Origin of the sequence: Chitinivorax sp. PXF-14 (assembly GCF_040812015.1) — a bacterium.
Classification (GTDB): Bacteria; Pseudomonadota; Gammaproteobacteria; order Burkholderiales; family SCOH01; genus JBFNXJ01.
In genome coordinates, this window is sequence record NZ_JBFNXJ010000019.1 from 45,946 (window position 1) to 58,540 (window position 12,595).

Sequence of the window (12,595 nt, forward strand, 5' to 3'; positions counted from 1 at the left end):
CCCGACCAGCATGGCCCTGATCCCCGCCACCCTCGCCCATTCGACCGACGGCATCCCCTACTCCGCCGCGTTCGACGACATCTATCACTCCAACGATGGCGGCATCGGCCAGATCCACCACGTGTTCATGGGCGGCAACGCGCTGCCCGGGCGCTGGCAGGGCCGGCCCAACTTCGTCGTACTGGAGACCGGTTTCGGCCTCGGGCTGAGCTTCCTCGCCACCTGGCAGGCTTGGCGCGACGACCCGCAGCGCAGCGAACGCCTGCACTTCATCTCGGTCGAGAAGCACCCATTCTCGCGCGACGACCTCGCCACCCTGCACCGCCAGTGGCCAGACCTCGCACCGCTGGCCGCACAGCTGCTGGCGCAGTGGCCGGTGCTGGTGCCGGGCTTTCACCGCCTCCATCTCGACGACGGCCGGGTGACGCTGACGCTGCTGCTCGGCGATGCGCTCGATCTCTTGCCCAAGCTGGTGGCCGAGGTCGATGCGTTCTACCTCGACGGCTTCGCGCCGAGCAAGAATCCCGAACTGTGGTCGCCACCGCTGTTCAAGCAGATCGCGCGACTCGCCGCGCCCAGCGCGACCGCCGCCACCTACACGGTGGCCGCGCTGGTGCGGGACGGCCTGCAGGCGGCCGGTTTCAAACGGGAGAAGCGCCCCGGCTTCGGCAAGAAACGTGACATGCTGGCCGCGCGCTTCATGAACCCGCGCCCGAGCCACCTCAGGCCGCCGGCAGACCGGCATGCGATCGTGCTCGGCGCCGGGCTCGCCGGCACAGCCACGGCGGCACGCCTCGCTGCACGCGGGTTTCGTGTCGAACTGATCGAGCGCCGCAGCGGGCCGGCGCAGGAATGCTCGGGTAACCCGGTCGGCGTGCTGCTGCCGGTGATGTCGCTCGACGACAACCGCCAGTCACGGCTGTCACGCGCCGCGCTGCTGTATGGCTTGCGGCACTTGGCGGCCATCTCGCCCAGCGCACCGGCCACCGGCTGGTGGAAGACCAGTGGCGTACTGCACCTGGCAAGTGACGCCGACGATGCGGCCCACCAGCAGCGCGTGATCGATGCACTCGGCTTGGCGCCAGAATTTGCCCGTTTTGTCGATGCCGACGCCGCCAGCCGCCTCGCAGGCAGGGCGGTGAAGCATGGAGGCTGGTGGTTCGGCCACGGTGCATGGGCCAACCCGGCGTCGATCTGCACCGCCAATCTGGCGGCGTTCGCCGCTGCCATCCGGCCACACTACAACGTCGAGATCGCCAGCATCGTGCGCGACGGCGAGCACTGGCAGGTGTTCGACGGCACGGGGCGGCTCGTTGCCAGCGCACCCATCCTCGTCATCGCCTCGGCCGCTGGTGGCGCACACTTCGCCCAGACCGCCCACCTGCCGCTGACGCAGGCCTGGCGCCAGCTCAGCTGCGTCCCGGCGCATGCCACGCCGCCGCTCGACATCGTGGTGTGCGGCGATGGCTATGTGACGCCCACCTGGAACGGCGTACGCGCCGTCGGCGCCAGCGAGGCCGGCGGGCCTGGGCTGGCCCAGGCAGCCGGGCACCGCAGCAACCTGGCGCTGGCCGAAGGCCTGCTTCCCGGCTTCACCGCCGGCATCGATGCCGCGCAGCTGCCGGGCCGCATCAGCTATCGCCCGGCCTCGCCCGATCGCATGCCGCTGATCGGCCCCATTGCCGACGCCGCGGCCTTCGATCCGCAAAAGCACCACCGCCCGCTGCTCGTGCCACGCCACGCAGGGCTCTACTGCGCGCTGGGCTTTGGCGCGCGCGGGCTGACCTGGTCCGCGCTGGCGGGCGAGCTGCTGGCCAGCCAGATCGCCGGCGAGCCCTGGCCCGTCGAACGCGACCTGGCCGATGCAGTCGACCCGGCACGCTTCCTGCTGCGGCTTGGCAAGGCGCAGCGCAGCGACGACACGGTGGAATAGGCCCCGCCCGGCCGGCACGCCGAACTGGCCGCCGGCCAATCCCCGATGGAAGTCGCGCCCGCACTCTGCTACATATGAAATGGCTGGCGCGGCCTCGTGGCGGGCCGCATCCATGCCCGGCCGGGCTTGCGTCAACAGGGGTGAGTGAACGTCATGAGATGTCGGGTATCGAGCCTTGCCACGGTGTCACGCTCATTGCCGGCCATCGCCGGATGGCTCGCGACCTCCCTGTTCAACATGGCGGCCGCAGCGGATCAGCGGCCAACCATCCGCTGGCTGGTATCCCACGAGCCGCCAGCCACCATCGTGCATGGCGAGGGACGAGGCGGTGGGTTTGGCGACAATTACCGCAAGGCGCTGATCGAACGCCTCCCCGAATTTGCCCACCGCGTCGAGATCACCACCAGCAGGCGACGTGAAGCATTGATGCGACGCGGCGAGCCGGTGTGTTCGATCCTGATGATACGCACCCCGGCGCGTGAGCAATTTGCGCTGTTCGCCAGCAAACCGTATCTGCTGGCCTTGCCGGTACGCCTCGTCATGCAGGAAGAAACCGCCGAGTCGCTGCGCCCGCTGGCTCACGACGACACACTGCGGCTCGAAGACGTGCTCGGCGATGGCACCCACCATCTGGGAATATTCAAGTCGGTCAGCTTCGACTCACTGATCGACCGGCAACTGGCGGACATCGGCAAGGGCTACCCCGACGCCATCCGCTATTTCGACGAAGCACCGGGCTCGACCTTGCGGAACCTGGTGCGCCTGATGTCGAAAGGCCGCTTCGACGTGACCCTGGGCCACAGCGTGGTAGTCCACCACTGGACGCGCAACGATCCGTCGATCGGCAGGCTGGTCTACATCCCGGTGGCCAGCGTGGTGGCACCCATCCCGCTCCACGTTTCCTGCACCAAGTCTCTGTTCGGCCAGGAGGTGATCCGGCAGGTCGAGCAGCTCCCCGGCCTCGACAGCCTCGCCGACACTGCCGCCCGGGACTATGCCAGCCGCTTGCCGGAAGAAGAGCAGGTGCGCTACCGGGCGATCCTGCAGGCCGCGCGCAGGAGCACCAAGGCCGGCAGCGAATAGCAGCCGCCTCGCCGCTGGCGTGCCTCGGCTGGCATGCCGATCAGACCCACGAAGCAAGCAGCCTCGGCTACCGTCCCGACGAGCACGCCTCGAGCCAGCCCGGGCCTTCCTCTCTCGGCCCAGCGACGACCATGTCGGCCAAGCATGTTGAATGGGCCGGGCCCGCCCCACCGCCAGGGGCAACACGCACCATTGTCACCCGGCCGTCATCCTGTTTGCATATTCCCGGCTTCCAAGGGTAGGCTACGCCTTCCAACAAGAATACGAGCGCTACTCAGGAGACCTTCATGCCCGACAACTATCTGCCACACCAGACCATCCAGTCCTTCGCGCCGCCGGTGCGCACGCTGCTCGGCCCCGGCCCGTCCGACGTGCCGCAACGCGTGCTGGCCGCGCTGGCGCGCCCGACCATCGGTTATCTCGACCCGGCCTTCGTGGCGATGATGGAGGAGCTGAAGTCGCTGATGCGTTATGCCTTCCAGACCCGCAATGCGCTGACCTTCCCCGTCTCCGGCCCCGGCTCGGCGGGCATGGAGATGTGCTTCGTCAACCTGGTGAACCCGGGCGACAAGGTGATCGTGTGCCGCAACGGAGTGTTCGGCGGGCGCATGATCGAGAACGTCGAGCGTTGTGGCGGCGTGGCCGTGGTGGTCGACGACGAATGGGGCAAGCCGGTCGATCCGGCCAAGCTGGCCGCCGCGCTGGCCGCCAACCCCGACGCCAAGGTCGTGGCCTTCGTGCACGCCGAGACCTCGACCGGCGCGCTCTCCGACGCCGCCACGCTGTGCCGCCTGGCGCACGAGGCAGGCTGCCTGAGCATCGTCGATTGCGTGACCTCGCTCGCCGGCGTGCCGGTGCTCGTCGATGAATGGGGCGCCGATGCAGTGTACTCGGGTAGCCAGAAATGTCTGTCGTGCGCACCGGGCCTGTCGCCGATCACCTTCAGCGAGCGCGTGGTCGAAAAGATCAAGTCGCGCGGCCGCAAGGCGCAGAGCTGGTTCCTCGATCTCGACCTGCTGCTGGGCTACTGGGGCGAGACCACGCGCACCTACCACCACACGGCGCCGAACAACAGCCTGTATGCGCTGCACGAGTCGCTGCTGATGGTGGCGGAAGAGACGCTGCCGGCAGCCTGGGCGCGCCACCGGCGCAACCACCTGGCGCTGCGCGCGGGCCTCGAACAGCTGGGGCTGGGCTTCGTCGTCGACGAGGCGCATCGCCTGCCGCAGCTCAACGCGGTCAGCATTCCCGAGGGCGTCGATGACAAGGCGGTGCGCGCCTCGCTGCTGCAGGATCACGGTATCGAGATCGGCGCGGGCCTGGGCCCGCTGGCCGGCAAGATCTGGCGCATCGGCCTGATGGGCTATTCGAGCCGCGAAGAGAATGTGCTGCACCTGCTGGCCGCGCTGGAGTCGGTGCTGGCAGCACAAGGCCGCTCCGTTACGCCGGGTGCGGCGGTGGCAGCGGCACAGCGTAGCTACCAGGGCTGATCGCCCGCCTGCAACGGGTGGCGGGTTAGCGCCGCCCGATTCCTCAACGCCGGGCCCGCCCGCGTATCACCCGTTTTTCCACCTCGATCACCAGCAAGGTCAGCAGCCCGAAGCCGATGATCGGCCACCAGTGCGCCAGCGACAGCGGCGCGGTGCCGAACAGCGTGTTCATCACCGGCAGATAGGTGAAGGCCAGTTGCTGCAGCACCAGCACACCCACGGCCAGCAGCACCATGCGGTTGCCGGTGAGGCCGCGCCACGACAGCACCGGGTCGACCAGGTAGCGGCAGTTGAACAGATAGAAGGCCTCGGCCACGACCAGGGTGTTGACGGCCGCCGTGCGGGCGACGAGCTCGGATTCGCCCTGCCCGTCGAGCCACTGGTGCACGGCCAGGCTGCCGGCCGTCAACAGCGCCGAGACGAAGGCCGTGCGCCACACCAGGAGCGGCGACAGCAACGGCTCGCGCGGCGAACGTGGCGGGCGCCGCATCACCCCGGCCTCGGCCGGCTCGAAGGCGAGCGACAGCGACAGCGTGACGGCGCAGATCATGTTGACCCACAAAATCTGCACCGGCGTGATTGGCAGGGCAATGCCGAACAGCACCGGGAACAGGATCAGGCAGGCCTCGGCGATATTGGTCGGCAGTATCTGTATGAAGGCCTTCTTGAGGTTGTCGTAGACGGCCCGCCCCTCCTCCACCGCATGCGTGATCGAGGCGAAATTGTCGTCGGCCAGCACCATCTGCGCCGCCTCCTTGGCGGCCTCGGTGCCCTTCATGCCCATCGCCACGCCGACATTGGCGCGCTTGAGCGCCGGCGCGTCGTTGACGCCATCGCCGGTCATCGCCACCACCCGGCCCTGTGCCTGCAGCGCCTCGACCAGCCTGAGCTTGTGCTCGGGGCTGACGCGCGCGAACACGCCGGTACGCGCCACGGCCGCCGGCCAGTCGGCCGCTGGCAGCGCATCGAGCGCCTGGCCGGTGAGCGCACCACTGCTGACGTAGAGCCCCAGCTCGGCGCCGATGGCGAGCGCAGTGGCCGCGTGGTCGCCGGTGATCATCTTCACGTCGATGCCGGCCTCGTGGCACTGCCGCACCGAGGCAATCGCCTCGGCTCGCGGCGGGTCGCTCATGCCCACGATGGCCAGCAGGCTGAGCCCCTGCTCGACGTCGCCGAAGCCAAGCTGGCGCCGGCCATCCGCCACCGGCTTGGCAGCGAGCGCCAGCAGCCGCTCGCCGCGCGCCGCCAGGCGGTCGCAACAGGCCTGCCAGTAGGCAAGGTCGAGCGGCACATCCACCTCGCCCTGCCGCGCCAGCCGGCACAGCGCCAGCAGCTTCTCCGGCGCGCCCTTGACGAACAGCAGCCCGTCGCCGTCGTGGCCGTGGTGCAGCGTGGCCATGAAGCGGTATTCGGATTCGAACGGAATGACGTCGATGCGCGGCCGCGCCTCGCGCTCGATCGCGGGATCGAGGCCGAGCTTCATCGCCAGCGTCAGCAGCGCGCCCTCGGTCGGGTCGCCCTCGAGCAGCCAGCGGCCTGCTTCGTTGCGTAGCCGCGCATCGTTGCACAGCACGGCGGCACGGCCGATCAGCGCCAGCTCCGGCAGGCTTTCCGGCGCCAGCACGGTGCCGTTCTCGCGCAGGCCGCCGTCGGGTGCGTAGCCCGAGCCCGACACGGCCCACTCACGGGCCGCCGTCGCCAGGTGGCACACCATCATCTCGTTGCGCGTCAGCGTGCCGGTCTTGTCGGTGCAGATCACACTAACCGAGCCCAGCGCCTCGACCGCCGGCAGGTGGCGGATGATGGCCTGGCGCTGCGCCATGCGCCGCACGCCGATGGCCAGCGTGATGGTCATGATGGCCGGCAGGCCTTCCGGGATCGCCGCCACCGCGAGCCCCACCACGGCGACAAACATGTCGCCCCAGCCATAGCCGCGCCACAGCACGCCAACGCCGAACACCAGCACCGACACGGCGAGGATGGCCCAGGTCAGGCTCGCCGAGAAGCGCGCCATCTGCCGCAACAGCGGCGTCGTCAGGGGCTTGACCGCGTGCAGCAGCGAGCTGATGCGGCCGATCTCGGTCGCGGCACCGCTGCCCACCACCACGCCTCGGCCGAGGCCGTAGGTGACCAGCGTGCCGGAATAGGCCATCGAGCTGCGGTCGGCCAGTGCGCAGGCGGCATCGACCACCCCGGTCTGCTTGTCGACGGGTGCCGATTCGCCGGTGATCGCCGCCTCATCGATGCGCAGGCTGCGGCAGGCGATGAGGCGCAGGTCGGCCGGCACCTTGTCGCCCGACTGCAGGACCACGACATCGCCGGGCACCAGCTGCTCGGCATCGAGCTCGACGCGCTGGCCGTCGCGCAGCACGATGGCCTTGAGCGACAGCAGCTGGCGGATCGCATCGAGCGCCGCCTCGGCGCGGCCTTCCTGGATATGGCCGATGACGGCATTGATCACCACCACGCCGAAGATCACCCCGGCATCGACCCAGTGGCCCATCGTCGCGGTCACCGCGCCGGCGGCCAGCAGCACGTACAGCAGCACGTTGTTGAACTGCGACAGGAAGCGCCGCCAGGCGCTGCGGCCCGCCACGGCCGGCAGCCGGTTGGGGCCGAAGCGGGCGAGCCGCGCCGCAGCCTCGTCCGCTGCCAGCCCGCGCTCCGCCTCGACATCCAGCTGCCGGGACACGGCATCGGCCGGCAGGGCGTGCCAGGCGGGCACTTGATCTTCGGGAATGGGCTGGCTGGGCATGGTGGCGCGGCGGCGGCTCAGCTGGCGGCGACTACGTCCGGCAGTGTGAAATAGAAGGTTGCGCCCTGGCCTGGCGCCGCTTCGGCCCAGATCTCGCCGCCGTGGCGCTGGATGATGCGGTAGACCGTCGCCAGGCCGATGCCGGTGCCTTCGAACTCACGCGCCAGGTGCAGCCGCTGGAAGGCGCCGAACAGCTTGCTGGCATAGTTCATGTCGAAGCCGGCGCCGTTGTCGCGCACGTAGAAAGCCGACTTGCCGCGCGAACTCGTTTCGCCGACCTCGATGCGGGCCTGACCGCATTTGCTCGAAAACTTCCAGGCATTGCCCAGCAGGTTGTCGAGCACCGCGCGGATCAGCGCCGGGTCGCCGTCGGCCGTCAGGTCCGGTTGCAGCACGATCTCCACCTGGCGCTCGGGGTCGCCCTGCTGCAAATCCTGCAGCGCGCAGCGCGCCATCTCGCTCAAGCTCAGGTGCTGGCGCCGGAGCTCGCCGCGGCTGACGCGCGACAGCACCAGCATGCCTTCGATCAACAGCCCCATGCGCCCCGTTGCCTGCACGATGCGTTGCAGCAGGTCGCGCCCGTTGTCGTCGAGCCGATCGCCGTAGTCCTCGCGCACCAGCCGGCTGAAGCCATCGATCGCCCGTAGCGGCGCGCGCAGATCGTGCGAGACGGAATAGCTGAATGCCTCGAGCTCGCCGTTCGCCGCCTGCAGCGCCGCCGTGCGTTCCGCCACCAGCTCTTCGAGCCGCAGGCGGTAGGCCTCCAGCTCCTCTTCGCTGCGCTTGCGCTCGGTGATGTCGTCCAGCGTGCCGGCGGTGCCGACATACTCGCCATGCTTGCCATAGCGCACCCGCTGCGTCGCCTCAACCCAGCGGATGCTGCCGTCGCGCCGTTCGAGCCGCGCCGCATAGCGACAGCTGCCGTTCTCGCCGCTCTTGAGGCGGCGCTGCCACTCGTCGACCACGGGCTGATCGAGCGGATAGAACACGCTGACCAGGTCGCGCCACATCATTTGCTCTACCTGCAGGCCGGTGATTTCCTGCCACGCCGGGTTGAGGAAAGCCAGGCGGCCGCTCTCATCGGTCTGGAAGATCACCTCGCGCACATTGTCGACCACGTCGCGGTAGCGCAGCCGGCTCTCGCGCAGCGCCTGCTCGCGTTCCAGCAGCACCTTGATCATGCTGTTGAACACCTGCGCCATCTCGGCGACATCACGCGGGCCGCCCTGCTCCGCCTGCACGTCCGACTCGCCGCGCTCGGCGCGCCGCATGGCGAGCGAAAGGCTGGCCAGCGGCCGCGTGAGGCGCCCGACCAGCACGCTGATGCCGAGCAGCAGCAGGATCGAGCACACCAGCGCGATCACCACGTTGGCCAGCACGATCTGCCAGCGCTGCCTTACCAGCGTGGATTTGCTCTGCACCACGCTGACATAGCCGAACACCTGCGGCCCGGTGGTTTCGACCTGATAGGGGGATTCTTCGGCATGGCTCGATACGGGTGCGAGAAAACGCCAGGCGTCGTCGGTTTCGCCGACCAGGGTGGCAACGCTCACCGCCACCGAGGGCAGGCCGAGCGGCGGCACGGCCTTGCCCGCCCTGTCCTGCGCCAGCAGCGCATCGCCATTCGGGTAATAAAGCTCGACGCGGGTGACATCGGGGAAATTCAGCGTGGCGGTGATCGCCTTGGCGACGTTGTCCGGCGAGCCGTACAGCAGGGCCAGCGCGCTCTGGCTGGCCAGGCTCTGCGCGGCACTCTCGCCCTGCTCGATGAGCGAGCGGCGGATCACCCGGTCGCCCTGCCAGGTGCTGATCAGCGACGACAGCAGCACGATCAGCACCACACCCGCCGTAATGGCGAGGCTGAGCTGGCGGCGGAAGGTCAGGTTCCGGAACAAGGCCGAGCCCCGGTGCTCAAGGCTCGGGGAAGACCATGTCGAACCCTTGCTGCTGCTTGTAGCTCAGGTTCAAGCCAAGATGGGTGGCGGTACGCACGTTGACGGCGATCAGCACATCCATCAGCGGCGCAACATGGCTGCTGGTGCTCACCGTGGTCAGCGACATGGCCGATTGGGCCAGGTTGCGGCCCAGCTCGACGTTGTTCGGGTAGAGCGAGAACAGCGCACCGCGCCGCACATGGGCGACGCTGCTGGAAAACAACGGGATATTGCGGTTCCACGACTCCTGCAGCACCATCGGCAGGATCACGCTGTCGTCCACTGTGGTGGTGTCCTGCGGCAGCCACACGGCGTCGCGGCGCGCGTCGGCCTGCGCCAGGATCTCCTGGTAGCTGCGCAGCGCGGATTTGATGTCCTGCGCCTCGTAGGCCTGCAGCTCGATGCCATTGGCCTTGGCGGCGTCGCGCGCGATGCGCACCAGCCAGTCGTTCTGGCGCGGGTCGTAGACGATGAAGACGCGGCTGGTGGTGGGCGACAATGCCTTCAGTCGCTGGAACAGGATGGCCGGATCGGGCGCCAGGCTGTGCACGGCCATGCTGCTGGCCGGCGCGTCGGGAATCGACACCACGCCGCCCACCACTACGCCCATGCCATTGCCCAGCGAGGCAGCCGCCTTCAGGCCCTGCCGGCCCAGCGCGATGACGACGCGGATATCCTGCTTGCGCAGCTCGGCCGCGATGGGCTGCACGTTGGCGTCGTTGCCGACGGGAAACTTGCTCACCCGGCCCGGGGCCTTGGCCTCGATGCCCTCGACGATCTTCGCGAACACGCTACGATAAGGCTCGCCGACATCGGGGTACAGCACCGCAATCTGGCCCGACATGAGCGTGCTGACCTTGCTCATGCGCGGGCGATGGTCGCCGACGATGCCGACTGCGTCCGCCAGTTCCAGATCGCTGCGGGCAAGGTAGATCGCGATGGGAGCTTCGGTGTCGAAGTCGATCAGCACGATGTCTTCCGCACGGAACAAAGCGGTCTCGCCGCCGTCCATCGCGGGGGTGCCATCGTCAAGAATGACGGAATCCTGCCAGGGCGGGTAATAGTTCACGCTGGCGGCGCTGGCATAGAGCTCGCCGGCCTGCAATGAGGCCGGCAGCGCGATGGCGGCCAACACTCCCCAGGCCAGCAGCTGGCGTGCTAGTACTATCTTGACGGATGGAGACACTCTATCCTCGTTACGACATTCGTCAATGCAAAGGCGGTAATGCTACCCGATGTCGGCACCGGCGTCCCCTTTCTCGCTACAGGCGGTAGTCCAGCTCGACGAGCCAGTTGCGGCCGGGCAGCGGCAAATCGTTGGGGATATTGCCCGGTGCCGGCGATGGCTCGCGCGCATTGGCGTCGAACAGGTTGCGCACGCTCAGCGCGGCGCTCCAGCGCTGCTTGTCGTCACCGCGGCGCACCGTCAGGTCAAGCGTGCGGTAGTCGGCCACGGTCGGGCGCGTGTCGCCTGCCGCCCGCTGGCGGTCGGCCACCCACTGCGCCAGGGCGTTGACGGCCCAACCGTCGGCCAGCCGGTAGTCGGCCCGCAGCAAGGCTGTGCGGCCCGGTGCGTCGGGTGCGTCCTGCTCGCTACTGCTGCGGTCCTTGGCGCGCTGCCATGACAGATTGCCGCCGAGACGCAGCGACGGCGCCGCCTGCCAGCCGATTTCGAGCTCCGCGCCGTAGCCGGTCTGCTCGCCGCTGTTCTGCGCGGTCGAGCCGGTGCTCGGGTCGGCATTCGGCACGAAACGCAGCATGTCGGACATGCGGTAATGGAACAGGTTGGCCGTTGCCTGCCAGCTGCGGCTCGCCTGCCACACGAGCTGCGCCTCGCTGGTGCGCATGCGTTCTGGTTTCAGGTTCGGGTTGCCTTGCGCCACCGGGTTGTTGATCGCGTAAAGCTCGACGAACGAGGGCGCGCGGAACGCCTGGCCATACATCAGCTTGGCGGTCAGGTTGTAGGCAGCCTCCCACACCAGCGCCATGCGCGGGTTGGTGGTGCCGCCGAAGTCGGAATAGCGGTCGTGGCGCAGGCCCAGCGTGGCCTGCCAATCCTTGGCCAGCTGCCATTCGTCCTGCAGGTAGGCGTAGCGCACCGTCCGCTCGCCCGCCCGCAAGAAAGGCGCACTGTCGCTGACGTCGACGATCTGCCCGAGCGGTGTCGGCAGGTAACCCACCCCCGGCAAATAACGCAGGTAGAAGTTCTTAGTTTCCTCTACCCGGTATACCTCGTCCCGCTTCACGCCGACGCCGATGTGCAGCCGATGGGCGTTCCAGCCGGTATAGAAACCGCTGGCGGCAATCCCCTGCCCCTGCTCGGAGCGGCCGGGCGTGCCGATCATGCCGTCGGGAAAGCTGCCGCCGAAGGCGCCGGGCGGGTAGACAACAACATAGGATGCCGTCCGGCTATTGCTGAAATGGCCTTCCAGCTTCACGTCCCAATCTTTGAACCATTCCGTGTCGTGATAGCTGAGATTGGCCATGGTCTTGCGCCGGCTCGTCACGCCCCGGTCGTCGAGCGCCTCGGCGACGCCGGAGGCGGTGCCCGCCCGGTATTTCTGCAGATACTCCGCCCGCAGCTTGAACTTGTTCCAACCGATGTCGATCGCGCCATTGAGATTATGCCCCCCCAACTGCATCGCTGCTGGCGCGAGGGACGCCTGGGTATGAAAGAGCCGGTCGAGCGTGGACTGCGAATCGGCATCGATATTGGTATCCAGCCCGGCAGTCCGCTCCGCGCGCAGATAGGCGGCGACGTCGAGCGCGCCCCACTGGCCGCCGTGTTGCAGCCAGCCTTCGCGCGTATTGAACGAGGCCACCCGCGCGCCGACCTGGGTGCCGTCGATCTCGGCGGCGGTCTTGGTGATGATGTTGATCACCCCGCTGAACGCATCGGCGCCATAGAGGGCCGACCCCGGCCCCCGTATCACCTCGATGCGCGAGACATGCTCCAGCGGGTAGCCGGACCAGCCATCGCCCTTGCCGCCCAGATAAGGGCTGGTGATCGGAATGCCGTTGATCATCAACAGCACTTGTGGGTTGAACTTGGAATGGACGCCGCGAATGACGTACACCGGGTCGTACAGATAGCCGCGCGAGACATGCAGGCCCGGCACCAAGCGCAACGCATCGTCGAGATCGCGGGCGCCGGTGGCGGCAAAGTCTTCCGCCGTGATCACCGAGGCCACGGCTGGCGCGCGCGTGAGCTTGATCTGGCTGCCGGTCGCAATCGATACGGTCGAGCTGTCGCCAAACGCCTGCAGCAGCTCGTCGTCCTCGTCTCCCGCCCAGGCCAAGGCCGTGCAGACCATGGCTGCACACAGCACGGCGCCCCGTCGAGCCGCTTTGAACTCCATTTGTCACTCCCCATGACCCGCGGTAGCCGACATACCCGCCG

General features: G+C 68.3%; 7 protein-coding genes. 3 read left to right on the forward strand and 4 right to left on the reverse strand.

Annotation, left to right across the window (positions count from 1 at the left end; all coding sequences use genetic code 11):
- Positions 1 to 10 precede the first annotated feature (10 nt).
- The 3 genes from mnmC (at position 11) to ABWL39_RS18610 (ending at position 4,506) form a co-directional block, all read left to right on the forward strand.
- Positions 11 to 1,933 (forward strand): bifunctional tRNA (5-methylaminomethyl-2-thiouridine)(34)-methyltransferase MnmD/FAD-dependent 5-carboxymethylaminomethyl-2-thiouridine(34) oxidoreductase MnmC, encoded by a 1,923-nt coding sequence (gene mnmC / locus ABWL39_RS18600; RefSeq protein WP_367794915.1) that lies wholly within the window; start codon positions 11 to 13, stop codon positions 1,931 to 1,933.
- A 144-nt stretch (positions 1,934 to 2,077) separates the two neighbouring features.
- A complete protein-coding gene (locus ABWL39_RS18605; RefSeq protein ID WP_367794918.1) occupies positions 2,078 to 3,016 on the forward strand; it encodes a hypothetical protein in 939 nt (312 codons plus the stop codon).
- 287 nt (positions 3,017 to 3,303) lie between these two features.
- The gene (locus tag ABWL39_RS18610) at positions 3,304 to 4,506 is read left to right on the forward strand and encodes an alanine--glyoxylate aminotransferase family protein (RefSeq protein WP_367794920.1); all 1,203 of its coding nucleotides are present in this window, start codon (positions 3,304 to 3,306) and stop codon (positions 4,504 to 4,506) included.
- Positions 4,507 to 4,549: 43 nt separating this feature from the next.
- On the opposite strand, the gene ABWL39_RS18615 is transcribed toward ABWL39_RS18610, so the two are convergent.
- The 4 genes from ABWL39_RS18615 to ABWL39_RS18630 form a co-directional block, all read right to left on the reverse strand.
- The gene (locus ABWL39_RS18615) at positions 4,550 to 7,261 is read right to left on the reverse strand and encodes an HAD-IC family P-type ATPase (protein ID WP_367794922.1); all 2,712 of its coding nucleotides are present in this window, start codon (positions 7,259 to 7,261) and stop codon (positions 4,550 to 4,552) included.
- A 17-nt stretch (positions 7,262 to 7,278) separates the two neighbouring features.
- Positions 7,279 to 9,156 carry an ATP-binding protein gene (locus tag ABWL39_RS18620; protein WP_367794925.1) on the reverse strand — a complete coding sequence of 626 codons (1,878 nt, stop codon included), beginning with the start codon at positions 9,154 to 9,156 and terminating at the stop codon, positions 7,279 to 7,281.
- A 16-nt stretch (positions 9,157 to 9,172) separates the two neighbouring features.
- The gene (locus ABWL39_RS18625; protein WP_367794928.1) at positions 9,173 to 10,381 is read right to left on the reverse strand and encodes an ABC transporter substrate binding protein; all 1,209 of its coding nucleotides are present in this window, start codon (positions 10,379 to 10,381) and stop codon (positions 9,173 to 9,175) included.
- A 76-nt stretch (positions 10,382 to 10,457) separates the two neighbouring features.
- Positions 10,458 to 12,554: a TonB-dependent receptor plug domain-containing protein gene (locus ABWL39_RS18630; protein ID WP_367794931.1), complete on the reverse strand. Its 2,097-nt coding sequence runs from the start codon at positions 12,552 to 12,554 to the stop codon at positions 10,458 to 10,460.
- Positions 12,555 to 12,595: the final 41 nt, after the last annotated feature.

Excerpts from the sequence above, each read along its gene's own strand:
- mnmC (WP_367794915.1), top strand. The coding sequence starts at position 11 with ATGGCCCTGATCCCCGCCACCCTCGCCCATTCGACCGACGGCATCCCC.
- ABWL39_RS18610 (WP_367794920.1), top strand. The coding sequence starts at position 3,304 with ATGCCCGACAACTATCTGCCACACCAGACCATCCAGTCCTTCGCGCCG.
- ABWL39_RS18615 (WP_367794922.1), bottom strand. The coding sequence starts at position 7,261 with ATGCCCAGCCAGCCCATTCCCGAAGATCAAGTGCCCGCCTGGCACGCC.
- ABWL39_RS18630 (WP_367794931.1), bottom strand. The coding sequence starts at position 12,554 with ATGGAGTTCAAAGCGGCTCGACGGGGCGCCGTGCTGTGTGCAGCCATG.